The sequence below is a fragment of the Streptomyces sp. NPDC002935 genome (assembly GCF_040611295.1).
Classification (GTDB): Bacteria; Actinomycetota; Actinomycetes; order Streptomycetales; family Streptomycetaceae; genus Streptomyces.
Window position 1 is genome coordinate 190,572 of record NZ_JBEXNW010000014.1, and the last position, 26,969, is coordinate 217,540.

The following is a 26,969-nucleotide window of genomic DNA, read 5'->3' on the forward strand; positions in this document are numbered from 1 at the left end:
CCGGGAAACCCCGGTGAGGCGGAGTGAATGAGGGACGCCCTGTCCATCCGCGGACGCGATGCGGCCACAATGGGGGGATGAGCGACAGTCCAGCCCCCCTCGCTGATCCGCATCTTGTCTTCGACCCCGTGGACGGAGTCCGGGATGTCGTGATCCTCGGATCCACCGGCTCGATCGGCACCCAGGCCATCGACCTCGTGCTGCGCAACCCCGACCGGTTCCGGGTCACCGCGCTCTCCGCCGCGGGCGGCAGGGTCGCCCTGCTCGCCGAGCAGGCCCACCGGCTACGGGTGCGGACGGTCGCCGTCGCACGCGAGGACGCCGTCCCGGCGCTCAGGGAAGCCCTCGCGGCCCGGTACGCCCCCGGTGAGCCCCTTCCCGACATCCTCGCCGGAGCCGAGGCGGCCACCCAGGTCGCCGCCTCCGACTGCCACACCGTCCTCAACGGCATCACCGGTTCCATCGGCCTCGCGCCCACCCTCGCCGCCCTGGAGGCGGGCCGCACCCTCGCGCTCGCCAACAAGGAGTCGCTCATCGTCGGCGGCCCGCTGGTGAAGGCGCTGGCCAAGCCCGGCCAGATCATCCCGGTCGACTCCGAACACGCCGCCCTGTTCCAGGCGCTGGCCTCCGGCACCCGCGCGGACGTGCGCAAACTGGTCGTGACCGCCTCCGGGGGCCCGTTCCGCGGCCGTACGAAGGCCGAGCTGGCGGACGTCGCGCCGGCCGACGCCCTCGCCCACCCCACCTGGGCCATGGGCCCGGTCATCACGATCAACTCCGCGACCCTGGTCAACAAGGGACTGGAAGTCATCGAGGCGCATCTCCTCTACGACATTCCCTTCGATCGGATTGAGGTGGTCGTGCACCCGCAGTCGTATGTCCACTCGATGGTGGAATTCACGGACGGCTCGACGATCGCCCAGGCGACGCCCCCCGACATGCGGGGGCCCATCGCCATCGGGCTCGGCTGGCCCGAGCGCGTCCCGGACGCGGCACCCGCCTTCGACTGGACGAAGGCGTCGAGCTGGGAGTTCTTCCCGCTCGACAACGACGCCTTCCCGTCGGTGGGACTCGCCCGGCACGTGGGGCAGCTCGCGGGTACGGCCCCGGCGGTGTTCAATGCCGCCAACGAGGAGTGCGTGGACGCGTTCCTGAACGGCACACTGCCGTTCAACGGGATCATGGAGACCGTCACCCGGGTCGTCGAGGAACACGGCACACCGCGTACGGGAACTTCCCTGACCGTCGCGGACGTCCTCGAAGCGGAGACCTGGGCGCGCGCCCGGGCCCGTGAACTGACGGCACAGACGACAACCGCGGAGGCTCGTGCATGACGACCTTGATGATGATCCTCGGCATAGTCGTCTTCGTGGTGGGCCTGCTCATCTCGATCGCGTGGCACGAGCTGGGGCATCTGTCGACGGCCAAGCTCTTCGGTATCCGGGTGCCGCAGTACATGGTCGGCTTCGGCCCGACCATCTGGTCGCGCAAGAAGGGCGACACCGAGTACGGCATCAAGGCCGTCCCGCTCGGCGGCTACATCCGCATGATCGGCATGTTCCCGCCCGGCCCGGACGGCCGCATCGAGGCCCGCTCGACGTCCCCCTTCCGGGGCATGATCGAGGACGCCCGCTCGGCCGCCTTCGAGGAGCTGAAGCCCGGCGACGAGACCCGCCTCTTCTACACGCGCAAGCCGTGGAAGCGCGTGATCGTGATGTTCGCCGGCCCCTTCATGAACCTCGTCCTCGCCGTCGTGATCTTCCTCGGCGTGATGATGACGTTCGGCGTCCAGACCCAGACCACCACGGTCGGCAAGGTCTCGGACTGCGTCATCCAGCAGAGCGAGAACCGGTCGAAGTGCGCCAAGGACGACCAGGCCGCGCCCGCCAAGGCCGCAGGGCTCAAGGGCGGCGACAAGATCGTCGCGTTCGACGGCAAGGCGGTCGAGGACTGGGCGGTCCTCCAGTCCGACATCCGGGCCAACCCCGGCAAGGACGTCACGATCACCGTCGAGCGCAACGGGCAGCAGGTCGCCCTGAAGGCCCACCTGATCAAGAACCAGGTGAGCAAGACCGACGGCAACGGCGGCTATGTCGAGGGCAAGTACGTGTACGCCGGCTTCCTCGGCTTCACGCCCGCCTCCGGCATCGTCCAGCAGTCCTTCGGACAGTCCGTGGACCGTATGGGCGACATGATGCAGAACGGCGTCGAGTCCCTGGTCGCGCTGCCCGGCAAGGTTCCCGACCTGTGGGACGCGGCCTTCGGCGACGGTCCGCGCAAGGCCGACTCCCCGATGGGCGTGGTCGGCGCGGCACGCATCGGCGGCGATGTCTTCACCCTGGACATCCCGGCATCGCAGCAGGTCGCGATGATGCTGCTGCTGGTCGCGGGCTTCAACCTCTCCCTGTTCCTGTTCAACATGCTCCCGCTGCTCCCGCTCGACGGCGGGCACATCGCTGGCGCGCTGTGGGAGTCGCTGCGCCGCAACCTCGCGAGGGTGCTGCGCCGCCCGGACCCGGGCCCGTTCGACGTGGCGAAGCTGATGCCGGTGGCTTACGTGGTGGCGGGGATCTTCGTCTGCTTCACCGTCCTCGTCCTGATCGCGGACGTGGTCAACCCGGTGAAAATCTCCTAGCAAGACGGCGTTGGCGGCGGCCGGGCACCCTGGGTGTCCGGCCGCCTTCCATTGAGTGGGTTTAGCGGCGGGGGCGTGATGTGCTCGGCCGGACGCCCGTACCGTAATCTCGAAGCCTGGAGCCCACGATTCCGGGACCTTGATCCACAACTTGGGGTTGCACAGCAGATGACTGCGATTTCTCTCGGCATGCCGTCCGTTCCGACCAAGCTGGCCGAGCGCCGGAAGACCCGGCAGATCCAGGTCGGAACCGTGGCCGTGGGTGGAGACGCACCCGTCTCGGTGCAGTCGATGACGACCACGCGTACGTCGGACATCGGCGCCACGCTTCAGCAGATCGCCGAGCTGACCGCGTCCGGCTGCCAGATCGTGCGCGTCGCCTGTCCCACCCAGGACGACGCCGACGCCCTCGCCACGATCGCCAAGAAGTCCCAGATCCCGGTCATCGCGGACATCCACTTCCAGCCGAAGTACGTCTTCGCCGCGATCAACGCCGGCTGTGCCGCCGTCCGCGTCAACCCCGGCAACATCAAGCAGTTCGACGACCAGGTCAAGGAGATCGCGCGGGCCGCGAACGACACCGGCACCCCGATCCGGATCGGCGTCAACGCGGGCTCGCTCGACAAGCGCCTGCTCCAGAAGTACGGCAAGGCGACGCCCGAGGCGCTCGTCGAGTCCGCGCTCTGGGAGGCCTCCCTCTTCGAGGAGCACGACTTCCGGGACATCAAGATCTCGGTCAAGCACAACGACCCGGTCGTCATGGTCAACGCCTACCGTCAGCTCGCCGACGCCTGCGACTACCCGCTGCACCTCGGCGTGACCGAGGCCGGCCCCGCCTTCCAGGGCACGATCAAGTCCGCCGTCGCGTTCGGCGCCCTGCTCTCCGAGGGCATCGGCGACACCATCCGCGTCTCCCTCTCGGCCCCGCCGGTCGAGGAGGTCAAGGTCGGCCTGCAGATCCTGGAGTCGCTGAACCTCAAGCAGCGCGGACTGGAGATCGTCTCCTGCCCGTCCTGCGGCCGCGCCCAGGTCGATGTCTACAAGCTGGCCGAGGAAGTCACCGCCGGTCTCACCGGCATGGAGGTCCCGCTGCGCGTGGCCGTCATGGGCTGCGTCGTGAACGGCCCGGGCGAGGCCCGCGAGGCCGACCTCGGTGTCGCCTCCGGCAACGGCAAGGGCCAGATCTTCGTCAAGGGCGAGGTCATCAAGACCGTCCCCGAGTCGAAGATCGTGGAGACCCTGATCGAAGAGGCGATGAAGCTCGCCGAGCAGATGGAGGCCGAGGGCATCGCCTCCGGCGAGCCCACGATCTCGGTAGCGGGCTGACCACATCGGAACCCCGCCCCTCGACACCACCGGGTGGAGTCGAGGGGCACGGGGAACCGCGCGAGCAACCCCCACGCACCCGAGGGCGGACGACTCCGCACGCTCCCGGCCCGGTGACCCGGGCGGGACGGTAACGCGGCCGCCTGCCGGCCCTCCGGCCGGTCCGACCTGCCAGGGGCACGGGGAACCGCGCGAGCAACCCCCACGCACCCGCGGCCGGGCGACTCCGCACGGCCCCGGCCCGGTGGCCCGGCGGGGTGGTGAAACTGTCCCCTTGGGAACTCCGGCCGGACCGAGTCCCCAGGAGCGCGGGGAACCGCGCGAGCAACCCCCACGCACCCGCAGCCGGGCGACTCCGCACGGCCCCGGCCGTCCACCGGACCGCTGTGCAAGGGGCGGCGGGGCACAACCCCGCCAGGTACAGTGCGGAAATCAGCAGACCCCAGGGTGAGGCCCCCGTACGTGTTGACCCAGACCACCACCAGGGTCCTCGAACCGAGTGACCTGGACGCCGCGCTCGCTGTCCTCGGCCGCGAGCCGGTGGCGAACGCTTTCGTCGCCTCCCGCGTACACGTCGCGGGGCTCGACCCGTGGCGGCTCGGCGGCGAGATGTGGGGCTGGTACGAGGACGGCATGCTGCAGTCCCTCTGCTACGCGGGCGCCAACCTCGTCCCGATCTGCGCCACCCAGCGCGCCGTGCGCGGCTTCGCCGACCGGGCCCGCAGGGGCGGCCGCCGCTGCTCCTCGATCGTCGGGCCCGCCGAATCGACCGCCCAGCTGTGGCGGCTGCTCGAACCGAGCTGGGGCCCCGCCCGCGAGGTCCGCGCCCACCAGCCGTTGATGGTCACCGACCGGCTGCCCATCGATATCGCCCCGGATCCGTTCGTCCGCCGCATCCGCAAGGACGAGATGGAGACGATCATGCCGGCGTGCGTGGCGATGTTCACCGAGGAGGTCGGCGTCTCGCCGATGGCCGGCGACGGCGGCCTGCTCTACCAGGCCCGGGTGGCCGAACTCGTCGGCGCCGGCCGTTCCTTCGCCCGCCTCGACCAGAACGGCAAGGTCGTCTTCAAGGCCGAGATCGGCGCCGCGACGGCCCAGGCCTGCCAGATCCAGGGCGTGTGGGTGGCCCCCGAGTACCGCGGCCAGGGAGTGGCGGCCCCCGGCATGGCGGCCGTCCTGCGGTACGCCCTCGCCGATGTCGCCCCGGTCGCCAGCCTCTACGTCAACGACTTCAACACGGCGGCGCGGGCGGCGTACCGCCGCGTCGGGTTCCAGGAGGTCGGCGCGTTCATGAGTGTCCTGTTCTGACGCCCTGCCCGGCCCCCGCGCGACCTCACATGCCCCGCTGTCCGCCAGGTAGTCTCCCGGCATGCTGCGCTTTCCCGGTCACGGCCACCGCGACTCCGACGATGTGGTCATCGGCACGCTGGATCTCGCCGCGCGGGTCGACGAGGCGCTCGCCGTGCAGGCGCTCGCCTTCGGGCTCGGTGCCGACGAGATCGCCGTACGACGTCAGATCGTGCTGCGCCACCTCACCTACCCGGGAGCCCACGCGCTCGGCGCGACCACCGTCGACGGACGGCTCGTCGGGTTCGTCTACGGCATGCCCAACGACCGTGCGCACTGGTGGTCCACCGTCGTCGAACCGTATCTGCGCGGCCAGGGGCACGACGGCTGGCTCGACAACTCCTTCGTGATCACCGAACTGCACGTCCACCCCCGCTTCCAGAACCGGGGCGTCGGCCGAGCCCTGATCACCGCCATCACGGACACCGCGGCCGAACCCCGCTCGATCCTCTCCGCGATCGACGTCGACAGCCCGGCCCGCGGCCTGTACCGCTCCCTCGGCTACGAGGACCTCGCACGGCAGGTCCTGTTCCCCAGCGCACCCAAGCCGTACGCCGTGATGGGCGCCCCGCTTCCGCTGCGCCACGCCTAATGGATTTCCGGGGACGGCCGCTGCCCGGCTAACCTCCTGGCATCACCCTTACGCAGCAGGAGTCGAGAATCATGGCCCAGGTCCAGCGCATGTCCCGTTTGATGGTCAAGACATTGCGTGACGACCCGGCGGACGCCGAGACGCTCAGCCACAAGCTGCTCGTCCGCGCCGGTTACGTCCGGCGCAACGCCGCGGGCATCTGGACCTGGCTGCCGCTCGGCAAGAAGGTCCTCGACAACGTCTCCCGGGTGGTGCGCGAGGAGATGGACGCGATCGGCGCCCAGGAGGTCCTCCTGCCGGCCCTGCTGCCCAAGGAGCCCTACGAGGCCTCGGCGCGCTGGGAGGAGTACGGCGACCTCCTCTTCCGCCTCAAGGACCGCAAGGGCGCGGAGTACCTGCTCGGCCCGACGCACGAGGAGATCTTCACCCTGGTGGTGAAGGACCAGGTGGCCTCGTACAAGGACCTGCCGGTCATGCTCTACCAGATCCAGACGAAGTACCGCGACGAGGCCCGCCCGCGCTCCGGCGTGCTGCGTGGCCGCGAGTTCCAGATGAAGGACTCGTACTCCTTCGACATCACGGACGAGGGCCTCGCCGAGTCCTACCGTCTGCACCGCGAGGCCTACCAGAAGATCTTCGCGCGCCTCGGTCTGGACTACCGCATCGTGTCCGCCGTCTCCGGCGCCATGGGCGGCTCGGCCTCCGAGGAGTTCCTCGCGCCCGCCGCCGCCGGTGAGGACACCTTCGTGGACTGCCCGGCCTGCGACTACGCGGCCAACACGGAGGCCGTGACCTTCAAGCTCACGCCCGTCTCCGAGGAGCACGGCCCGGTCGAGGAGCTGGACACCCCCGACACCCCGACGATCGAGACGCTCGCCGAGCACCTCGGCGTGCCCGCCTCCGCGACCCTGAAGAACCTGCTGGTCAAGGTCGACGGCGAGATCGTGGCCGTGGGCGTCCCCGGTGACCGCGAGGTCGACCTCGGCAAGCTGGGCGAGCACCTCGCCCCGGCCGTCGTCGAGCTCGTCACGGCCGAGGACTTCGAGGGCCGAGGAGATCTCGTACGCGGCTACGTGGGCCCGCAGGGCCTGGAGAAGGTCCGCTACATCGCCGACCCGCGTGTCGCGCCCGGCACGGCCTGGATCACCGGCGCCAACAAGATCAACACACACGCGAAGAACGTCGTCGCCGGCCGTGACTTCGAGGTCGACGACTACCTCGACGTCGTCGTGGTGCAGGCGGGCGACCCCTGCCCGGCGTGCGGCACCGGCCTCAAGATGGACCGCGCCATCGAGATCGGCCACATCTTCCAGCTCGGCCGCAAGTACGCCGACACCTTCGGTCTCGATGTGCTCGGGCAGCAGGGCAAGCCGGTCCGCGTGACCATGGGCTCGTACGGCATCGGCGTCTCCCGCGCGGTCGCCGCGCTGGCCGAGCAGTCGGCCGACGAGCAGGGCCTGTGCTGGTCCAAGGAGGTCGCTCCCGCCGACGTGCACGTGGTCGCCGCGGGCAAGGCCCTCCAGACCGAGCTGGCGCTCGACGTGTCCGAGAAGCTCGGCGCCGCGGGCGTCCGCGTCCTGGTCGACGACCGTGCCGGCGTCTCCCCGGGCGTGAAGTTCACCGACGCGGAGCTCATCGGCGTACCGACGATCCTGGTCGCCGGCCGCCGCTCGGCCGAAGGCGTCGTGGAGCTGAAGGACCGCCGTACCGGCGAGCGCGAGGAGCTGACCGTCGACGAGGCGATCGCCCGCCTGACGGCCTAACCGTTCGCCCGGCGGCGCCCGCGGCCTCTTCTTCCGAGAGGCGAGGGCGTCGCCGGGCGTTTTCTCTCGGCTCGCTCCCCGCTCGTGCAGGACATGACGGGCCGTCATGTATCAGGCGCCATACGGGCCTTGCGCCATGCGTCGCCGTACGGAGAGGTGCGGTCCGGACAGGGCCCGGGCGGGCGCCGGTGGCGACTCGCCGGGAATCCGGACCTGCCACCCCGCCGGACTCGCCCGCGAACTCCCTCCGGATCTCCAGCAGTCGTCCGACGGTCTTGAACTCGCCGAAGCCGAGGGGGAGTCGGGCTAGGGCCTGTCCGGCGGATCAAGTCGGAGGAAACCTGCGGCGCCTGATCTGGCCCCGCGTCTCCGGCATGATCCGCCGGACAGGCCCTAGTACAGCCCTAGAGCCAGCCGGCGAACTCCAGGAGCAGTTCGGCGTCGCGGAGTCGGCCGACCCGGCCCGCCCGGACGCCCGACTCGACCGCGCGGAACAGGGTCCAGCCGCGCAGCCGCTCCTGGTCCACCTCCAGGGACTCGGCGAGCCGCTTGACCCGGCGCCGGGTGATCGACGCCCCCGACGGCGACGCGATGAGGTCCTCCACCCGGTCGCGGACCAGCCGGGCCAGGTCGAACGCGCACTCGCCGACCACCGGATCCGGTCCCACGGCCAGCCAGGGCGCGCGCTCCCCGGCGAGCACCTTGCTCTGCCGGAAGGTGCCGTGCAGCAGCCGTGCCTCGGGCGGTCCGGCCAGCAATTCGTCGCGGGCCGCGAGCGCGGCGTCGACGAGGGCACCGGCCTCGGACCCGGCCTCGGACCCGGCCTCGCTTCCGGCCTCCACCGAGGCCCGCATCGCCTCCGCCTGCCGCCCGGTCCGCTCGGCGACGGTCTCGAAGACATGGGCGGAGGGCGGCTCGACCCACAGCCGCCGCAGCGTCCCCGCCGCCTCCAGCAGGGCCTTCGCCTCGGGCAGCGACCGTACGGACATGTCCGGGTGCAGCCGCTCAAGCAGCAGGACGCCGTGGGTGTCGTGGGCCTCGTCGGCGTCGAGAAGACGGACCGCGCCCCGGCCGTCCCAGTGGGCGAGCGCGGCCCGCTCGCTCTCCGGACGTGCCCGCTCGGGCGCCAGCTTCAGCACGGCGGGCGTCCCGTCGGCCTGGCGCACCAGGAGGACCAGACTGCTGCGCCCACCCGGCGCCTGCACCCGCTCCACGGTCAACTCGCGCAGATCGGCGGCCTGTCGGGCCAGCTCGGGCAGCTTCTCCAGCCACTCACCGGCCTCGTCCTCCTCCGACCCGCTCCGGCGGGTCTCGCCGAGCGCCCGAAGAAGGCGCTGCGGCGGTTCGAAGGCCATGCGCGAGTCCATGCGCGAGATGTTCCCTTCCAGGTCGCGTTACGTCGGCGAGGGCGCCGTGGCGGACGGGGTGGCCGTGGTGGACGAGGTGGCCGCCCGCTCGGCGAGCCCAGGGAAGGCTACGCTCTCGCCGCTCCAGCGGACGGCCCGGACCGCCGCCTCCCGCAGCGCCCCGGCCGCCGTGCGCCGTCGGTCGCCCGTGGCGGCGCGTACGAGGTCGGAGTACACGGCGGCCACCCGCTCCTCCAGCTCGGCCGCGAACCGTACGGCCGTGGCGGTGTCCGTCACCGCGAACGGCAGCACGTACGCGGCCGACGCGGCCTCGGGCGTCCCGCCCATGTCCTTCACCGCCCGCGCCAGTTCGTCCCGGCGTGCGCGATGGGCGTCGTACGCCGACCGGGCGTCCGCCCGTCGGGCCTCGCCGATCCTGCCGCCGACGACGCCGTAGCCGTAGACGGCCGCGTGCTCGGCGGCCAGCGCGGCCTGCAGAGCCTTCAGCTCGGCTTCCTCGGTCGTGTTCCGCTTGCTCATTTCGCCGCCTTCGTCAGCAGAAACGCGTGGGCCGCCCCGGCCGCCGCCACCGAGGCGAGCAGCCTGGCGAGTTCGCCGGGAACCTCCACCAGGGCCTGTGTCCGCTCGTCCGCGAGCGCGAGTTCGGCGGAGGCGAGGTCGGCGAGCGCGTCCTTGGGACGGGCCGCGACCTCGGGGGAGGCACTGGCCGAGGCCGTGACATCGGGGGAGGCGGACGCCGAACCCGAACCCGGCGCCGGAGCGGATGCCGACTTCGACGACGACGCCGAGGCCGACGCGGACGGAGACACCGACGACCCCGCGCTGCCGCCCCCGAACGCCTTCGCGTGCCGCACGACCTCCGCCTGCAGCGGGCCGAGCCGCTTCTCCAGGTCCGGATGGGCGGCGATCACCGCGGTGTACCGGCCGGCCAGCGTGGTGCTGTCGCGGGCCGCACGCGCGCGTGCCCGGTCCGCGGCCGAGGGGCTGCCGCCCGTCGTGTCGCTGGACGGCTCGGGGGTGGAACAGCCCGCGAGCGCGAAGGCGCCCGCGGCGGCCGCGAGCAGGGTCCTTCGGCGCGGACCCGACGGGGTGCGCGACGGCAGGGGGAACGACACGGCAGACGTCCTCGGAGGGCTCGTACGAATGTATGGGCGAGCTGCCCGTGATCACGGTACCCGCGCATCGGCCGATCACCGCCCAGCGGCTCTCTCCCATCTGTCTCCGGTCGGTCTCCGGTCTGTCTCCGGCGCGATTTCGCGGACGCCCCCCGGGACCTGTCCCCGCGAGCACACCCGCTCCGGTGGACGGCAACACCCTCCGCGACCGGATACCCTTTGACCTGACACGCGACCAACCCACAACAGCACACGCGGCCGAGGAGTCACCCGGATGAGCACGACCCAGAGCGAGAGGCTGCGAGAACTCCTGGACCCGCTCGTGAGCTCCCAGGGCCTCGATCTGGAAGAGATCGAAGTGGAGACCGTCGGCCGCAAGCGTGTTCTGCGCGTCGTCGTCGACTCGGACGAGGGTGCCGACCTGGACGCGATCGCCGATGTGAGCCGCGCGCTCTCGGCGAAGCTCGACGAGACGGACGCGATGGGTGCCGGTGAATACACCCTCGAAGTCGGAACGCCCGGTGCCGAGCGCGAGCTCAAGGAACACCGCCATTACGTACGTGCCACCGACCGCCTGGTGAAGTTCCAGCTGGCGGAAGGCGGCGAACTGCTCGCCCGGATCCTGCTGGTCGAGGACGACGGTCTCGATGTCGAAGTGCCGGGTGTGAAGGGGCGCAAGCCCACCGCCAAGCGGCTCGCCTTCGAGGACATCGCCAAGGCCCGCGTCCAGGTCGAGTTCAGCCGCAAGGACAAGAAGGAAGAGGAGGCGTAGCCGTGGACATCGACATGAGTGCCCTGCGGGGTTTGGTACGGGAGAAGGAGATCTCCTTCGACCTGCTGGTCGAGGCGATCGAGTCGGCCCTCCTCATCGCCTACCACCGCACCGAGGGAAGCCGTCGGCGCGCGCGCGTGAAGCTCGACCGGGAGACCGGTCATGTGACCGTGTGGGCGAAGGAGGACCCCGAGGATCTGGAGGAGGGGCAGGAGGCGCGCGAGTTCGACGACACCCCGTCGGGGTTCGGCCGGATCGCCGCGACCACCGCCAAGCAGGTCATCCTGCAGCGACTGCGGGACGCCGAGGACGACGCGACCCTGGGCGAGTACGCGGGCCGCGAGGGCGACATCGTCACCGGTGTGGTCCAGCAGGGCCGTGACCCGAAGAACGTGCTCGTCGACATCGGCAAGCTGGAGGCCATCCTGCCGGTGCAGGAGCAGGTCCCCGGCGAGAACTACGAGCACGGCCTGCGCCTGCGCTCGTACGTCGTACGGGTGGCCAAGGGTGTCCGCGGTCCGTCCGTGACCCTTTCCCGTACGCACCCCAACCTCGTGAAGAAGCTCTTCGCGCTGGAGGTGCCGGAGATCGCCGACGGTTCCGTCGAGATCGCCGCCATCGCCCGCGAGGCCGGCCACCGCACGAAGATCGCCGTCCGGTCGACCCGCAGCGGTCTGAACGCCAAGGGCGCCTGCATCGGCCCCATGGGCGGCCGGGTCCGCAACGTGATGGCCGAACTGAACGGCGAGAAGATCGACATCGTCGACTGGTCGGACGATCCGGCCGACATGGTGGCGAACGCGCTCTCCCCGGCCCGTGTCTCCAAGGTCGAGGTCGTCGATCTCGCGGCCCGTTCCGCGCGCGTGACGGTCCCCGATTACCAGCTGTCGCTGGCGATCGGCAAGGAGGGCCAGAACGCCCGCCTCGCCGCCCGGCTCACGGGCTGGCGGATCGACATCCGTCCGGACACCGAGCAGCCCGCCGAGCAGCGCGGCGAGTAGGCCGGGGAATAGATCCGAGCCGTAGATCGCTTACATCACGACAACAACCGTTCGATTCTTGCCCCAAAGGGGTGAGGTCGGTACGGGGAGGTAGACTTAAGAGTGTCTGGCCGGACGCGAGCCCGCGCATGCCCTGAACGCACCTGTGTGGGGTGCCGGGAGCGAGCGGCCAAGAGAGACTTGCTGCGCATCGTGGCGATCGAGGGTGAATGTGCCCCCGATCATCGCGGTACGCTGCCCGGCCGGGGTGCGTACGTGCACCCCGCCCTGGCTTGTCTCGATCTGGCGGTCCGCCGCCGGGCGATCCCACGGGCGCTGCGCGCTCCGGGACCGCTCGACACCGCGGCGTTGCGCCTCTACGTCGAGCAGGCAACACCGTAAGAAAGCGTCGCGCGGAACCCCCGTGCGGCCCTGGTATTCCGCGAGTTGGAAGTAGGTCGAGATTGCGATGAGCACTCGATGAGCACGCGATGAGTACGCCCATGAAGTAGCGACGGTCCGGACGCAGACCCGGACCTAAAAGGAGCGAAGTGGCTAAGGTCCGGGTATACGAACTCGCCAAGGAGTTCGGCGTAGAGAGCAAGGTCGTCATGGCCAAGCTCCAAGAACTCGGTGAATTCGTCCGTTCGGCGTCCTCGACGATCGAGGCCCCCGTCGTACGCAAACTGACAGATGCCCTCCAGCAGGGCAACGGTGGCGGCAAGCCCGCCGCACGCAAGGCTGCCCCGGCCAAGCCGGGCGCCCCCTCTCCGGCGCAGGCGGCCCGTCCGGCCGCCCCGCGCCCGCCGGCCCCGAAGCCGGCCGCGGCCGAGAAGCCCGCGGCTGCTCCGGTCACGCCGGTCACCCCGGCTGCCGCAGGCCCGCGTCCGGGCCCCAAGCCGGCCCCGAAGCCCGCTCCGGCGGCTCCGGCTCCGGCCGCGCCCGAGTTCACCGCGCCCCCGTCGGCGTCGGCTGCGTCGTCGGCCCCCTCGGCTCCGTCGGCTCCCGCCGCGGGTGCCCCCCGTCCGGGCGCCCCGCGTCCCGCCGGTCAGGCTCCGCGTCCCGGTGCCCGTCCGGCCGGTGGCCCCGGCCAGGGTGGTCAGGGTCGTGGTGACCGTCCCGAGCGCGGCGACCGTCAGGGCGCCCCGCGTCCCGGCGGCCAGGCTCCGCGTCCCGGTGCTCGTCCGGCCGGTCCCCGTCCGGGCAACAACCCGTTCACCTCGGGTGGCTCCACCGGCATGGCGCGTCCGCAGACGCCCCGTCCGGGCGGTTCACGTCCCGGCCCCGGCGGCGCCGGTGCTCCCGGTGGTCCGCGTCCGCAGGGCGCGGGCGGCCAGGACCGTGCTCCCCGTCCCCAGGGCGGTCCCGGCGGCGCTCCGCGTCCGCAGGGCGGTCCGGGCGGTGCCCGTCCCACTCCGGGCGGCATGCCCCGTCCGCAGGCTCCGCGTCCCGGCGGCGGTCCGGGCGGTAACCGTCCGAACCCCGGCATGATGCCTCAGCGTCCGGCCGCGGGCAGCCCGCGTCCCGGCGGTGGCCCCGGTGGCCGCGGTCCCGGTGGCGGCGGCGGTCGTCCCGGTGGTCCCGGTGGCGGCGGCGGTCGTCCGGGCGGCGGCGGCTTCGCCGGTCGTCCGGCCGGTCCCGGTGGCGGCGGCGGCGGTTTCGCCGGTCGTCCGGGTGGTCCCGGTGGCGGCGGCGGCGGTTTCGCCGGTCGTCCGGGTGGTCCCGGCGGTGGCGGCGGTGGCCGTCCCGGCTTCGGCGGTCGTCCGGGTGGTCCCGGTGGCCGTGGTGGCACACAGGGTGCGTTCGGCCGTCCCGGCGGTCCGGCGCGTCGTGGTCGCAAGTCGAAGCGGCAGAGGCGCCAGGAGTACGAGGCCATGCAGGCCCCGTCGGTCGGCGGCGTGATGCTGCCTCGCGGCAACGGACAGTCCGTCCGCCTGTCGCGCGGTGCGTCCCTCACCGACTTCGCCGAGAAGATCGGCGCCAACCCGGCGTCGCTCGTCGGCGTGATGATGAACCTCGGCGAGATGGTCACTGCCACGCAGTCCGTCTCCGACGAGACGCTGAAGCTCCTCGCGGACGAGATGAACTTCGTCCTCGAGATCGTCAGCCCCGAGGAGGAGGACCGCGAGCTGCTCGAGTCCTTCGACATCGAGTTCGGCGAGGACGAGGGCGACGAGGACGACCTCGTGGTCCGTCCGCCGGTCGTGACCGTCATGGGTCACGTCGACCACGGTAAGACCCGCCTTCTCGACACCATCCGCAAGACGAACGTCGTCGCGGGCGAGGCCGGCGGTATCACGCAGCACATCGGTGCGTACCAGGTCGCGACCGAGGTCAACGGCGAAGAGCGCAGGATCACCTTCATCGACACCCCCGGTCACGAGGCGTTCACCGCCATGCGTGCCCGTGGTGCCAAGTCGACCGACATCGCGATCCTCGTGGTGGCGGCCAACGACGGTGTGATGCCCCAGACGATCGAGGCGCTGAACCACGCCAAGGCGGCCGACGTGCCGATCGTGGTCGCGGTCAACAAGATCGACGTCGAGGGTGCCGACCCGACCAAGGTGCGCGGTCAGCTCACCGAGTTCGGTCTGGTGGCCGAGGAGTACGGCGGCGACACGATGTTCGTCGACATCTCCGCCAAGCAGGGCCTCAACATCGAGGCTCTCCTGGAGGCCGTGGTCCTGACCGCGGACGCCTCGCTCGACCTGCGGGCCAACCCGGAGCAGGACGCGCAGGGTATTGCGATCGAGTCCCACCTCGACCGTGGCCGCGGTGCCGTTTCGACGGTCCTGGTCCAGCGCGGCACGCTGCGCATCGGCGACACGATGGTGGTCGGCGACGCGTACGGCCGTGTCCGGGCGATGCTCGACGACAACGGCAACAACGTCGAGGAAGCGGGTCCGTCGACCCCCGTCCTGGTCCTGGGTCTCACGAACGTCCCGGGCGCCGGCGACAACTTCCTGGTTGTCGACGAGGACCGCACGGCGCGTCAGATCGCCGAGAAGCGCGCGGCGCGTGAGCGCAACGCCAACTTCGCCCGCCGGGGTGTCCGGTTCTCCCTGGAGAACCTGGACGAGGCCCTCAAGGCCGGTCTGGTGCAGGAACTCAACCTCATCATCAAGGGCGACGCGTCCGGTTCGGTGGAGGCTCTCGAGTCCTCGCTGCTCCAGCTCGACGTCGGCGAAGAGGTCGACATCCGTGTCCTGCACCGCGGTGTGGGTGCGGTCACCGAGTCCGACATCAACCTGGCGACCGGCTCCGACGCCATCGTCATCGGCTTCAACGTCCGCGCTGCGGGCCGCGCGGCGCAGATGGCGGAGCGCGAGGGCGTCGACGTCCGGTACTACTCGGTGATCTACCAGGCCATCGAGGAGATCGAGGCGGCCCTCAAGGGCATGCTCAAGCCGGAGTACGAGGAGGTCGAGCTCGGCACGGCGGAGATCCGCGAGGTCTTCAAGTCGTCCAAGCTGGGCAACATCGCCGGTGTCCTGGTCCGCTCGGGCGAGGTCAAGCGCAACACCAAGGCGCGCCTCATCCGCGACGGCAAGGTCATCGCGGAGAGCCTCAACATCTCCGGGCTGCGTCGCTTCAAGGACGACGTCACCGAGATCCGCGAAGGGTTCGAGGGTGGTATCAACCTCGGCAACTTCAACGACATCAAGGTCGACGACGTCATCGCGACCTACGAGATGCGCGAGAAGCCGCGCTCGTAAAGCGGTTGCCTGAGCTGGCCGGCGGTGAGCAGTCACCGCCGGCCAGCTTGCCGTTTACAAGATCACGCAATTCCCCGCGTCCCTCTTCGGGGCGCGGGGAACTGCGTGACCGGCCCCGGCCGGTGAACGACCCGGGGCCCGGAAACCCCGTCGAGCCGGCCGACGGTTCGTTGTACGGTTCTGATGTCCCTGCCAAGTGCATTGGCAGGCCATCTATCCCGTACCGGCGGGACATCCGGTTACACATGTATGTGGGGACGCTGTCCTTCGACCTGCTCCTCGGCGACGTTCACTCGCTCAAGGAGAAACGCTCTCTCGTCCGGCCGATCGTCGCCGAACTCCAGCGGAAGTACGCGGTGAGTGCCGCCGAGACGGGCAACCAGGACCTTCACCGCAGGGCAGAGATCGGCCTGGCGGTGGTCTCCGGGGACACGACGCACCTGACCGACGTACTGGACCGGTGCGAACGGTTGGTCGCGGCGCGGCCGGAGGTGGAACTGCTGTCGGTACGGCGCAGAGTCCACACAGACGAAGACTGACGAAACAAGCAAGGCGAAGAAGGAGACGGACCAGTGGCCGACAACGCGCGGGCGAAGAGGCTGGCGGACCTCATCCGAGAGGTGGTGGCCAAGAAGCTGCAGCGTGGGATCAAGGACCCGCGGCTCGGTACTCACGTCACCATCACGGACACCCGGGTCACCGGGGACCTCCGGGAGGCCACCGTCTTCTACACGGTGTACGGGGACGATGAGCAGCGTGCCGAGGCGGCCGCGGGCCTGGAGAGCGCCAAGGGCGTGCTCCGCTCGGCCGTCGGCGCGGCGGCGGGCGTGAAGTTCACGCCGACGCTGACGTTCGTCGCGGACGCCCTGCCGGACACCGCCAAGACCATCGAGGACCTGCTCGACAAGGCACGGGCCTCGGACGAGAAGGTGCGCGAGGTCTCGGCCGGCGCGTCCTTCGCGGGTGACGCGGACCCGTACAAGAAGCCGGGCGAGGACGACGAGGACGACGCGGCGGAATGACGCAGAACCCCAAGACGCCCGACGGGCTTGTCATTGTCGACAAGCCGTCGGGCTTCACTTCGCACGACGTGGTAGCCAAGATGCGCGGGATCGCCAGGACGCGCAGGGTGGGCCACGCGGGCACCCTCGACCCCATGGCGACGGGTGTGCTCGTCCTCGGTGTCGAGAAGGCCACCAAACTCCTCGGGCACCTCGCGCTCACCGAGAAGGAGTACCTCGGCACGATCCGGCTCGGCCAGAACACGCTGACCGACGACGCCGAGGGCGACATCACCTCCTCGACGGACGCCTCCGGTGTGAAGCGCGACGCGGTCGACGCCGGGGTCGCCAAGCTGACCGGCGCCATCATGCAGGTGCCGTCCAAGGTCAGCGCCATCAAGATCGACGGTGTGCGCTCGTACAAGAGGGCGCGCGAGGGCGAGGAATTCGAGATCCCGGCCCGCCCGGTGACCATCTCGTCGTTCGCGGTGTACGACATCCGTGACGCGGTCGCCGAGGACGGCACCCCGGTGCTCGACCTGGTCGTCTCCGTCGTCTGCTCCTCCGGGACGTACATCCGGGCGATCGCCCGCGACCTCGGCGCGGACCTGGGCGTCGGCGGTCACCTCACCGCCCTGCGCCGCACCCGCGTCGGCCCCTACAAGCTGGACTCCGCGCGCACCCTCGACCAGCTCCAGGAGGAGCTGACGGTGATGCCGATCTCGGAGGCGGCCGCGGCCGCGTTCCCGCGCTGGGACGTGGACACCAAGCGGGCCCGGCTGCTGCTGAACGGCGTCCGGCTCGACATGCCCGAGGAGTACGCGGGCAAGGGCACCGTCGCGGTCTTCGACCCCGAGGGGCAGTTCATCGCGCTGGTGGAGGAGTCGAAGGGCAAGGCGAAGAGCCTGGCCGTCTTCGGCTGAGGCTCCCCGGGCGCACACCGGGCGGGGCGCCCGGGCTCCCCGCACACGAGGCGGGGCGCCCGCGAGGACACTCCGCCCGTGGAGCGGCGGTCACGGGGTCTCGTGCCCGCCGCTCCACTCCCTCCCCCGGCTCCCCCACCCAAGGGTGTATCCATCCGACCTCGCGTATTCACCCCTTCGGGCGGGCGCTCGGAGTGAACCGAGGGAGTAGAAGGGGGCGCGTTCGCCACAGGATCTGTCCCGCCGATCACCTCGCCCCTACCGTCGGAGCAGGAGCACGGCGGGGAGGTTCGAGCATGGCGGGACGCGGCCCGCGGACCGGGACCGAAGAGGCGGCGGACGCCACCGGACAGACGTGGGACGAAGCGCTGGTACGCGTCTGCGACCTGGCGGGCCGCCCACGCGGCACGGGTTTCGCGGCCGACCACCACGGCACCGTGATCACCAGCCACGAGGCGGTCGACGGCCTGGCCCGACTCGTCCTGCACGCCCCCGGCGACCGTACCTGCGTGGTGACCGCCGACGCCGTCACGCCCCTGCCCGACGCCGGTCTGGCCCTCGTACGCACCGAAGGTCTCGGCCTCGGCCCGCTCCCCGTCACCGTGCGGGACCGCGTCGAGACCGGTGCGTACGTCCGGATCGCGGCGGGCGGCTGGCGCGAGGCGCGGGTGCTGGGCACCTCCGCCGTGACGTACACGGCCACCGATCGCTTCCATCTCCTGCGCGACGCACTGGAGTTGGCGATCGGGACGGCGGGCGCGGACGCGCTCCGGCCGGGCGGCGGAGCCGCCGGGGGACCGGTCCTCGACGCCGGCACCGGCGCCGTGGTGGCGGTCGTCGGCACCGTCCTGCTTCCCCGGACCCCGGACGGAACCGGGCCGGGGGAGACCCCGGCCGGCCATCGGTCACCCGGTTTCGCCGTCCCCCTGCGAGGCGTCGCGGGGCCGCTCGCCGACCTGCTGGCCCGTAACGCGGAGACCGTGCCCGCGTACGGCGCCGATCTGAATCTCGCGGGAGCGCTGGAACTCACCGCGACCTCGGTGGGATCGGACGGGCCCCCTCCGCCGGCCCCGACCGGTGCCGCGGGCATGGGTCCCGAACCCGTCGAACGGGCCGATGTCATCAGGGAGTTCACGGCCTTCGAGAGGGGCCCGGCCGCCGTCCTCGGACTCGTCGGCCCGCCCGGCAGTGGCCGTACGACGGAACTCGCCGCCCTCGCCGCCCGCCGCCTCAGGGGCCCGGAACCGGCCCCCACCCTGTGGCTGCGCGGCGCCGACCTCCTCGCCGACGACACCTCGGTGGCGGACGCGGCGACACGCGCCCTGGAGCGCGCCGGCAGGATCGTGGCGGCGTCGCGGCAGGGCCCCGGGGCGGCCGGGGGAGGGGGCGCGCGGCGGCGCGCGGACGCGGGCGTGCTCCCTCCCCAGGGATACGGCGGCGAACTCGGCGACATCGGGCCCAACCGGCTGGCCCTGGCGGCGCGTGCCGTCGGTCGGCCGTTGCTCCTCCTCCTCGACGGTCCCGAGGAGATGCCGCCCGAGCTCGCCCACCGGCTCCCCGCCTGGACCGAGGGAACGGCCGCCTGGCTGGCGGAGACCGGCGTACGGCTCGTCATCGGGTGCCGGGCGGAGTACTGGGAGCGCGCGGGGGCGGGATTTCCCGCGGAGCTGCTGCACCGGCCGTCGGCGTACCCGGGCGGGCAGCCGCCGCGGGACGGGGACGCCGACGGCCTGCCCGCCTGCGTACGGCTCGGCGATCTGACCGAGGAGGAGGCCCGGCTGGCCCGGTCGCGCGCCGGGATTCCCGAAGGCACCCTGGCGCCGGCCGACGCCGGCCATCCGCTGGTGCTGCGGCTGCTGTCCGAGGTACGGGCCACGGTGCCCGACGTCCCGGCCGGGCGGCTCGACCGCGACGACGTGTTCGCCGCCCACCTCGACCTGATGTGCCTGCGCGTCGCGGTCCGGCTCGCCGCGGCGAACGGCGTGCGCGGCACCGCCGTACGCCGGCTAGCCGCCCGGGTCTCCGGCCAGGTGCACGAGGCCGCGCGCCGCTGCCTGGGACCCGGGCAGGGCGAACTGGACGGGGCGTCCTTCGAAGCCGTCTTCCCCTGGGGCCCCGCCCCGGGACGCCGCCTCGCGGGCATCACCGGCTGGGCGAACGCCGTTCTCACCGAGGGACTCCTCGTCCCCGCGGGCGACGGTTACCGCTTCGCCCACGAGGAGCTCGCCGACTGGATCCAGGGCACCCACCTCGACCTGGACGCGGCCCTGCACAGCCTGGTCCACCGGAGGCGCACCGCACCCGACACCGCACCCGACACCGCGCCCGGCACCGACCCCGGGCACACGGGGACCACGGCGCCCGGCCGTCGGCACGCACGCCGCTCCCGGTCCACGGCGGCGGACTCCGGGGCGGACACCCTTCCCGTCCCCCGCCACCGCATCGGCCCCGTCGTGGAGACCCTGCTCCTGCTGGCCCGTCAAAAGGGCACCGCCGAACTGACCCTCCGTCTGGAGGACCTCGTCCACGCGGTCGACGATCTGCTGCCCGACGCGCAGGACCCGCTCGGCGACCCCCTCTGGTGGGCCGCCCGACTCTGCTCCACCGTCCTGCTCCGGGTACCCGACGCGACCCCGTACCTCGGGGTGCTGCGGCTGCTCACCGAGCGGATCGTGACGTGGCGGGAGCACGGGAGAGCCGTACCGGCGGAGTTCGGTCCGGCCTTCTGGGCGGCGCTGCCCGTACCGGACGCGGAGCGCTTCGACCTGCTCAGGCGCCTGGTGGTCGCCGACGCCCGCCGCGCCCCGGCGGCCGAGCCCCCGTGCCCCGGCGAGGCCCCCGCCGCCCCGCGCTACCTCGACACCGTCTCCCGTCTCCTCGCCGCCGACCCCACCGCCGTGCACCACCACCTCACCCGCTGGTTCGACGACGAGCGACCGCTCCCCGCGACCCCGCACGCGACCGTCGCGACGGCCGCGCAGGCGCTGCTGTACGCGCACCGGCGGCGGGCGCTGGACGATCTGGCCGAAGCCCTGGTGGCCTGCGCGCACCGGCGGGGCGACGAGCTGCTGGCCGTGCTTGCCGAGGAGGAGCCGTCGGCCGTGTGCCGGGCGGTGGACCGGTGGGCGCACGACGAACAGCCCGCGCGGCGGGTGGCGGCCGTCGCCTACGGGCTGCGGGCGGCGCCGTTCGCGGGGACCTCGGCCGACCGCGAGCTGCTGCGGTACGCCGCCCTCGCCCTGCTCGCCCGCCCCGCCGACTGCACGCTGCACGGCGGGGCGCTCGGCATCCTCGTACGGGATCCGCTCACGCGAGCCCACTACCTGCCGCAGGCCCTGGAGCGCTTCGCGGCCGGCGACGCACGGCTGCCCCCGAGCGCGTTGGCCGCCGCGCTCACCACCCATCAGGAGCTCGTGCTCGCCGCCTTCCGTGACCGGCTGCGCCGGCCCGGCCCCGACACGGCCGAGCTGCTGCGCACCCTCGCCGACGTCACCACGCCGGCGCTGGCCCGCCGCGTCGCCGCGATGGTGCGGGAGGCCGTGGACCTGTGCCCCGGCGCCACCGCGTACCTGGCCGCGTACGTGGACCGGCGCCTCGACGACGGGAGCGCCGCTGCCGGGGTGCTGTTTCCCCTGGTCAGCTGTCTGCTGGAGGGCTGTTCCGTGCTGGTGCGGACGGCGCTGGCCCAGGTCCTCGCCGCCCCGGGCGGCAAGGCCTCGGCCCCGCTGCGGCGCGAGCTGCTCGATCTGCTGCTGGCGCACGAGCGGGAGCCGGCCGTTCTCGACGCCGTCCTGAGGGCCGCCGTGGACGGCCTCGACCGGCGGGGTGAGGAGCGCACCCGCGAGCTGGTGCACCGCGTCGGCCTCCTCCTCGTCCGCACACCGGCCGGGGCCACCGGCTTCGACCGGGGCCTCGTCGACCTCGCCCGGCGCGTCCCGGGCTTCGCCACCCTGCTCGCCCGCTGGCTGACCGGCACCCCCGAGGAGTGGTCCGGCGTGGTCGGCCCCAGCACCCGCCGCATGATCGAGAACCTGGCCGGGGCGCGGGTTCCCGCCTGAACCACCGCCCGCGCACGGCGCTCCACGGCGCTGAGCAATGTGTCACAGCCCGATGCCGATGCAAGCCGAGCGCACACGGCATGGCACCCTTAGAGCTGCGAATGAGCAATCACGGACACGGGTTCGACAAGGAGCGGTCACAGTGCAGCGCTGGCGTGGCTTGGAGGACATCCCCGAGGACTGGGGGCGCAGCGTCGTCACCATCGGTTCCTACGACGGGGTGCACCGCGGACACCAGCTGATCATCCGGCATGCCGTGGACCGCGCCCGTGAGCTGGGCGTTCCCTCCGTCGTGGTCACCTTCGACCCGCACCCCAGCGAGGTGGTCCGCCCCGGCAGCCACCCGCCGCTGCTCGCCCCGCACCACCGCCGCGCCGAACTGATGGCCGAACTGGGCGTGGACGCCCTGCTCATCCTGCCGTTCACCACCGAGTTCTCGAAGCTGTCGCCCGCCGACTTCGTGGCGAAGGTGCTGGTCGACAAGCTGCACGCCAAGGCCGTCGTCGAGGGCCCCAACTTCCGCTTCGGCCACAAGGCCGCGGGCAACGTCGACTTCCTGCGCGAGCAGGGGAAGACGTACGACTTCGAGGTCGAGGTCGTGGACCTGTACGTGTCCGGTGAGGCGGGTGGCGGCGAGCCGTTCTCCTCGACCCTCACCCGGCGCCTCGTCACCGAGGGCGATGTCGAGGGCGCGCGCGAGATCCTCGGACGGCCGCACCGCGTCGAGGGCATCGTCGTCCGCGGCGCCCAGCGCGGCCGCGAGCTCGGCTTCCCCACCGCCAACGTCGAGACCCTCCCGCACACCGCGATCCCCGCCGACGGCGTCTACGCGGGCTGGCTGCACGTCGAGGGCGAGGCCATGCCCGCCGCGATCTCCGTCGGCACGAACCCGCAGTTCGACGGCACCGAGCGCACGGTGGAGGCGTACGCCATCGACCGCGTCGGCCTCGACCTCTACGGTCTGCACGTCGCCGTCGACTTCCTCGCCTTCGTCCGCGGCCAGGCCAGGTTCGACTCCATCGAGGACCTGCTGGTGGCCATCGCCGACGATGTGAAGCGCTCACGGGCACTGATCGAGGCGTACGACGGGGAGTAGTCCCCTCGCTCCGTCCCGCTCGCCTGCCTGCCGCTTCGGCGGCTGCCGAGTGGCCTCTGATCCGCCCGAGTGCCCTCTCGGGGGCTGCCTTCCTGAAACGGCGGGTCCAGGCGCATCCGTTTCGCGCGCGGCCCGCTCCGATGTACGGCGACGGGGGCGGCCGGTGCCTCGCCTGGCACCGGCCGCCCCCTCACCGGTCAGGCTTCGGTGCCTACCGCCCGCGCCCAGTGGCAGGCCACCTGTGTTCCGCCGCCGCCGTCCAGCACCTCCAGGTCCTGGCTCCGGCAGGCGTCCGCCACACCCGCCCGCTCGGCCTCCCCGCTCGCCAGGATCTGGCAGCGGGCGTGGAACCGGCAGCCGCCGGGGATGCGGGAGGGGTCCGGGGGCTCGCCGCTCAGCACGACGGGATCGCCCGGGGCTTCCGGAAGAACGGACAACAGGGCTTGGGTGTACGGATGTTGAGGTGCCGCCAGGACCTGCTCGACGGCTCCGGTCTCCACGATCCGGCCGAGGTACATCACCGCGACCCGGTCGGCGATGTTCCACGCCAGGCCCAGATCGTGGGTCACCACGAGGGCTGACAGGCCGAGTTCGTCCCGCAGCCGCAGCAGCAGCGCGAGGATCTCGCCGCGGACCGAGGCGTCGAGGGAGGCCACCGGCTCGTCGGCGACGATGAGTTCGGGCTCCAGGACGAGCGCGCCGGCGATGACGACGCGCTGCCGCTGGCCGCCGGACAACTCGTGCGGGTAGCGCAGGAAGAAGCGCTCCGGAGGACGCAGGCCCGCCCGGGAGAGAGCCTCGGCGACCGCGGCGCGCTCGTCGCCGCCGTACCGGTGGATGCGCAGCCCCTCGGCCACCGCGCCGTAGACCGTGTGCCGGGGGTTCAGCGAGCCGCTCGGGTCCTGGAGGACCAGTTGGACGCGCTTCCGGTAGGCCTTCAGGGCACGCGAGGAGTAGTCCAGCGCCTTGCCGTCGAAGGTGACAGCGCCGTCGGAGGGCGGGACCAGGCCGAGGAGCGAGCGGGCCAGCGTCGTCTTGCCGCAGCCCGACTCGCCGACCAGGGCGACGATCTCACCGGGCCGGATGTCGAGGTCGACGCCGTCGACGGCACGGGCACGGGCGGTGCCCTGCCGGCCCGGGAAGGAGACGTGCAGGCCCTCGGCGCGCAGGAGCGGGCCGGTCGTCGCGGGGGTTGTCGTCATGGCGTGCTCCTGACCGGTTCCGCGCCCACGGCCGTGCCCACGTGGACACAGGCCGCCCATCGTCCCGCCCCAGCGTCCCGCGGCACCTGGTCGTCCGTCCCGCACACGTCCAGCGCCACCGGGCAGCGCGGGTGGAAGGTGCAGCCGGACGGCAGCGCCGACGGGTCCGGCGGATCGCCGGGCAGCCCGCGCGGCGCGAACCGCGACGCCGTGTCGCCGATGCGCGGGAAGGCCGCCGACAGGGCTTTGCCGTACGGGTGCCGGGCGTCCTCGTAGACCTGCCGGGCGGGTCCCTCCTCGACCACGCGGCCCGCGTACATCACCGCGAGCCGGTCGCAGGTGTCGGCGAGCACGGCGAGATCGTGGCTGATCATGACGAGCCCCACCTCCTGCTCGCTGACGAGCTGCTGGATCAGCCGGAGGATCTGCGCCTGGATCATCACGTCGAGCGCGGTCGTCGGTTCGTCGGCGATGACCAGCTGGGGGTCGCAGGCCAACGCCATGGCGATCATGACGCGTTGGCGCTGGCCGCCGGAGAGCTCGTGCGGGTAGGCGTCCGCGCGGGCGGCCGGCAGCCCCACCTGTTCGAGCAGTTCGCCGGTCTTCTTCCGCGCACCCGCCGGAGTCGCTTTTTTGTGCAGCAGGATCGGCTCGGCGATCTGGTCGCCGACGCGGTGCACGGCGTTCAGTGAGTGCATGGCGCCCTGGAAGACGATGGACGCGCCCGCCCAGCGCACCGCCCGCACCCGCCCCCACTTCATCTTCAGCACGTCCTCGCCGGCGAGGAGGATCTCCCCGCTCGTGCGCGTGCCCGCGGGCAGCAGCCTCAGCAGCGCCAGCGCCAGTGTGGACTTGCCGCAGCCGGACTCACCCGCGATGCCGAGCTTCTGGCCCGCGTCGAGCGAGAGGTCCACCCCGCGAACGGCGGCCGCGCCACCCGGGTACGTCACCTCGAGGTTCCTGACCTCCAGCAGCGGTCGCCCGCTCGCCGTGCTCGGAGCACTCGCGGTTCCCTCGGTCGCCGTGCTCAACGCGCCACCCCCAGCTTCGGGTTGAGGACCGACTCGACCGCGCGACCGCACAGCGTGAACGCCAGCGCGACCACCGCGATCGCCACGCCCGGCGGCACCAGGTACCACCACTTGCCCGCGCTGACCGCGCCCGCCTCGCGCGCGTCCTGGAGCAGGCCGCCCCACGACACGACGGTCGGATCGCCGAGACCGAGGAACGCCAGCGTCGCCTCCGCGAGGATCGCCGAGGAGATGATGAGCGTCGTCTGGGCCAGGACCAGCGGCATCACATTGGGCAGCACATGGCGCGACATGATGTGCCAGTGGCCGCCGCCGAGCGCCTTGGCCCGCTCGATGTACGGCCGCGACTCCACCGCGAGGGTCTGCGCGCGCACCAGCCGGGCCGTCGTGGGCCAGGTGGTGACGCCGATCGCCAGGATGATCGTGCCGAGGGAGCGGGTCATCACGGTCGCCAGCGCGATGGCGAGGACCAGTGTCGGCATCACCAGGAACCAGTCCGTGATCCGCATCAGGACGGTCGCGTACCAGCCGCGGAAGTGTCCGGCGGTGATCCCGATCAGTGCCCCGATCGCCACCGACAGCACGGCGGCGAGCAGTCCGACCAGCAGGGAGACACGGGCGCCCCACACCACCAGGCCGAGCAGATTGCGCCCGAACTGGTCGGTGCCGAGCGGGAATTCGGCGCTCGGGCTCTCCAGCGGGTCACCCGGCGCGTCGGTCACGCTCTGCACGTCGGAGCCCACCGTCAGCGGCGCCGTCACCGCGATCAGCGCGAAGAGGCCGAGGGCGGCGAGCCCGAAGACGCCCGCCCGATGGGTGCGGTACTGCTTCCAGAAGCGGGCGGCGGAGCGACGGCGGCGCTGCCGGGCGAGGCTGCGCGGACTCGGCTGGGACACCCGCGGGGGTGCTTCGGTCGTCATCGGCCCGTCCGGTTCGGTCGTGGTCATCGGCCCACCCGTGGATCCAGCAGCGGATAGATCAGATCGGCCAGCGTGTTCATCACGATCACCGCCGCCGCGAAGACGAAGAACAGCCCCTGCACCAGCGGCAGATCGGGCACGCTCAGCGCCTGGTAGAAGAGCCCGCCGAGGCCGGGCCAGGAGAAGACGGTCTCGACGAGGATCACGCCCGCGACCGTCCGGCCGAGGTTGATGAAGATCAGGGTGACGGTGGGCAGCAGCGCGTTGGGCACGGCATGCCGGCGGCGTACGAGGTCGTCCCGCAGGCCCTTCGCCCGGGCCGTGGTCAGATAGTCGCTGCCCATCTCGTCGAGCAGCGCCGAGCGCGTGACCAGCAGGGTCTGCCCGTACTCGACGGCGACCAGTGTCACCACCGGCAGCACCAGATGGTGGGCGACATCGATGACGTACGCGAAGCCCTCCTCGCCCCCCGACTCCATGCCGCCGGTCGGGAACAGGCCGGGGATCGGGCCCATGCCCACCGAGAACACGATGATGAGCAGCAGTCCCAGCCAGAACGACGGAATCGAGTAAAGGGTCAGCGCCAGACCGGTGTTGACGCGGTCACTCGTTCCGCCGTTGCGCCACGCGGAGCGGGTGCCGAGGAAGATGCCGAGCGCGGTGTAGAGGACGAACGCCGTCCCGGTGAGCAGCAGCGTGTTCGGCAGCGCTTCGGTGATCTTGTCGATGACGGGGGCGCGGAACTGGTACGAGGTGCCGAGATCGCCGCTGAGCGCCTTGCCGCAGTAGTCGGTGAACTGCTCCCACATGGGCAGATCGAGCCCGAACTCCTTGCGGTAGTTGGCGAGTTGTTCGGCGGAGACCTGGCGGCCGCCCGTCATGTACTTGACCGGGTCGCCGGGGATGAGTCGGAAGAGGAAGAAGCTGGTGACGAGGACGGCGAGCAGGGAGACGGCCGCGCCGCCCAACTTGCCCGCCACGTACCGCGGATAGGCGGTCCGATTGCGTGCCTTCGGCCCGCGGACCGACGGCCCGGCCTGAGCCGGACCGCCGGTCGCCTCGACCAGCGAGGGTGTTGCCTCAGCGGTCATGAACTACTCATTCGCTCGTACGTTCATCGGG

Annotated in this window: 23 protein-coding genes; 16 read left to right on the forward strand and 7 right to left on the reverse strand. The window is 71.9% G+C overall.

The features are described from left to right. Positions 1-77 precede the first annotated feature (77 nt). From dxr to ABZX90_RS21165, 7 genes are all read left to right on the forward strand, one after another. Positions 78-1,334 carry a 1-deoxy-D-xylulose-5-phosphate reductoisomerase gene (gene dxr, locus ABZX90_RS21135; RefSeq protein WP_355206890.1) on the forward strand — a complete coding sequence of 419 codons (1,257 nt, stop codon included), beginning with the start codon at positions 78-80 and terminating at the stop codon, positions 1,332-1,334. Further along, positions 1,331-2,635, forward strand: a complete 1,305-nt coding sequence (locus tag ABZX90_RS21140; protein WP_351123470.1) for a site-2 protease family protein — start codon at positions 1,331-1,333, stop codon at positions 2,633-2,635. The genes dxr and ABZX90_RS21140 overlap by 4 nt, the downstream gene beginning before the upstream one ends. 168 nt (positions 2,636-2,803) lie before the next feature. Continuing rightward, entirely contained in the window at positions 2,804-3,961 is a 1,158-nt protein-coding gene (gene ispG, locus ABZX90_RS21145; RefSeq protein ID WP_351123467.1) for a flavodoxin-dependent (E)-4-hydroxy-3-methylbut-2-enyl-diphosphate synthase, read from the forward strand. 462 nt (positions 3,962-4,423) lie between these two features. After that, on the forward strand, positions 4,424-5,272 hold the full coding sequence (locus ABZX90_RS21150; protein WP_355206894.1) for a GNAT family N-acetyltransferase: 849 nt from the start codon (positions 4,424-4,426) through the stop codon (positions 5,270-5,272). A 61-nt stretch (positions 5,273-5,333) separates the two neighbouring features. Then, positions 5,334-5,903, forward strand: coding sequence for a GNAT family N-acetyltransferase (locus tag ABZX90_RS21155; RefSeq protein WP_351123461.1), 570 nt, complete (start codon positions 5,334-5,336; stop codon positions 5,901-5,903). Between the two features lie 71 nt (positions 5,904-5,974). After that, positions 5,975-7,666, forward strand: coding sequence for a proline--tRNA ligase (locus ABZX90_RS21160; protein ID WP_351123458.1), 1,692 nt, complete (start codon positions 5,975-5,977; stop codon positions 7,664-7,666). 136 nt (positions 7,667-7,802) lie between these two features. Next, positions 7,803-7,976 carry a hypothetical protein gene (locus ABZX90_RS21165; RefSeq protein ID WP_355206898.1) on the forward strand — a complete coding sequence of 58 codons (174 nt, stop codon included), beginning with the start codon at positions 7,803-7,805 and terminating at the stop codon, positions 7,974-7,976. A gap of 94 nt (positions 7,977-8,070) precedes the next feature. Here the strand turns inward: ABZX90_RS21165 and ABZX90_RS21170 are convergent, their stop codons facing one another. From ABZX90_RS21170 to ABZX90_RS21180, 3 genes are read right to left on the reverse strand one after another with little or no spacing between them, the layout of a single operon-like run. Then, a complete protein-coding gene (locus tag ABZX90_RS21170; protein ID WP_355206947.1) occupies positions 8,071-9,021 on the reverse strand; it encodes an aminoglycoside phosphotransferase family protein in 951 nt (316 codons plus the stop codon). 39 nt (positions 9,022-9,060) lie between these two features. Next, positions 9,061-9,552: a ferritin-like domain-containing protein gene (locus ABZX90_RS21175; protein WP_351123455.1), complete on the reverse strand. Its 492-nt coding sequence runs from the start codon at positions 9,550-9,552 to the stop codon at positions 9,061-9,063. Beyond that, positions 9,549-10,148, reverse strand: a complete 600-nt coding sequence (locus tag ABZX90_RS21180) for a hypothetical protein (protein ID WP_355206901.1) — start codon at positions 10,146-10,148, stop codon at positions 9,549-9,551. The genes ABZX90_RS21175 and ABZX90_RS21180 overlap by 4 nt, the downstream gene beginning before the upstream one ends. A gap of 274 nt (positions 10,149-10,422) precedes the next feature. Here ABZX90_RS21180 and rimP point away from each other — a divergent pair, with 274 nt between their 5' ends. The 9 genes from rimP to ABZX90_RS21225 all read left to right on the forward strand — a co-directional run bounded on the left by rimP (position 10,423) and on the right by ABZX90_RS21225 (position 22,694). Next, positions 10,423-10,920 carry a ribosome maturation factor RimP gene (rimP, locus tag ABZX90_RS21185; RefSeq protein WP_351123449.1) on the forward strand — a complete coding sequence of 166 codons (498 nt, stop codon included), beginning with the start codon at positions 10,423-10,425 and terminating at the stop codon, positions 10,918-10,920. Positions 10,921-10,922: 2 nt separating this feature from the next. After that, complete coding sequence (gene nusA / locus ABZX90_RS21190; RefSeq protein WP_266763332.1) at positions 10,923-11,921, forward strand: transcription termination factor NusA; 999 nt, start codon at positions 10,923-10,925, stop codon at positions 11,919-11,921. A 102-nt stretch (positions 11,922-12,023) separates the two neighbouring features. Then, positions 12,024-12,302 carry a YlxR family protein gene (locus ABZX90_RS21195; RefSeq protein ID WP_351123443.1) on the forward strand — a complete coding sequence of 93 codons (279 nt, stop codon included), beginning with the start codon at positions 12,024-12,026 and terminating at the stop codon, positions 12,300-12,302. Between the two features lie 149 nt (positions 12,303-12,451). Next, positions 12,452-15,616, forward strand: coding sequence for a translation initiation factor IF-2 (infB, locus tag ABZX90_RS21200; protein WP_355206906.1), 3,165 nt, complete (start codon positions 12,452-12,454; stop codon positions 15,614-15,616). Between the two features lie 245 nt (positions 15,617-15,861). Further along, positions 15,862-16,155, forward strand: a complete 294-nt coding sequence (locus ABZX90_RS21205; protein ID WP_351123437.1) for a DUF503 domain-containing protein — start codon at positions 15,862-15,864, stop codon at positions 16,153-16,155. Positions 16,156-16,188: 33 nt separating this feature from the next. After that, complete coding sequence (gene rbfA / locus ABZX90_RS21210; protein ID WP_261709639.1) at positions 16,189-16,638, forward strand: 30S ribosome-binding factor RbfA; 450 nt, start codon at positions 16,189-16,191, stop codon at positions 16,636-16,638. After that, positions 16,635-17,540, forward strand: a complete 906-nt coding sequence (gene truB / locus ABZX90_RS21215) for a tRNA pseudouridine(55) synthase TruB (RefSeq protein ID WP_351123434.1) — start codon at positions 16,635-16,637, stop codon at positions 17,538-17,540. Before rbfA ends, truB begins: the two co-directional genes overlap by 4 nt. Before the next feature lie 296 nt (positions 17,541-17,836). After that, positions 17,837-21,598 carry a trypsin-like peptidase domain-containing protein gene (locus tag ABZX90_RS21220; RefSeq protein WP_355206911.1) on the forward strand — a complete coding sequence of 1,254 codons (3,762 nt, stop codon included), beginning with the start codon at positions 17,837-17,839 and terminating at the stop codon, positions 21,596-21,598. A 142-nt stretch (positions 21,599-21,740) separates the two neighbouring features. Beyond that, positions 21,741-22,694 (forward strand): bifunctional riboflavin kinase/FAD synthetase, encoded by a 954-nt coding sequence (locus ABZX90_RS21225; protein WP_351123428.1) that lies wholly within the window; start codon positions 21,741-21,743, stop codon positions 22,692-22,694. A gap of 197 nt (positions 22,695-22,891) precedes the next feature. On the opposite strand, the gene ABZX90_RS21230 is transcribed toward ABZX90_RS21225, so the two are convergent. From ABZX90_RS21230 to ABZX90_RS21245, 4 genes are read right to left on the reverse strand one after another with little or no spacing between them, the layout of a single operon-like run. Continuing rightward, positions 22,892-23,896 (reverse strand): ABC transporter ATP-binding protein, encoded by a 1,005-nt coding sequence (locus ABZX90_RS21230; RefSeq protein WP_355206914.1) that lies wholly within the window; start codon positions 23,894-23,896, stop codon positions 22,892-22,894. After that, a complete protein-coding gene (locus tag ABZX90_RS21235; RefSeq protein ID WP_355206917.1) occupies positions 23,893-24,927 on the reverse strand; it encodes an ABC transporter ATP-binding protein in 1,035 nt (344 codons plus the stop codon). Before ABZX90_RS21235 ends, ABZX90_RS21230 begins: the two co-directional genes overlap by 4 nt. Then, positions 24,924-25,847, reverse strand: a complete 924-nt coding sequence (locus ABZX90_RS21240; RefSeq protein WP_351123817.1) for an ABC transporter permease — start codon at positions 25,845-25,847, stop codon at positions 24,924-24,926. Before ABZX90_RS21240 ends, ABZX90_RS21235 begins: the two co-directional genes overlap by 4 nt. Positions 25,848-25,870: 23 nt before the next feature. Then, entirely contained in the window at positions 25,871-26,938 is a 1,068-nt protein-coding gene (locus ABZX90_RS21245; RefSeq protein ID WP_351123419.1) for an ABC transporter permease, read from the reverse strand. Positions 26,939-26,969: the final 31 nt, after the last annotated feature.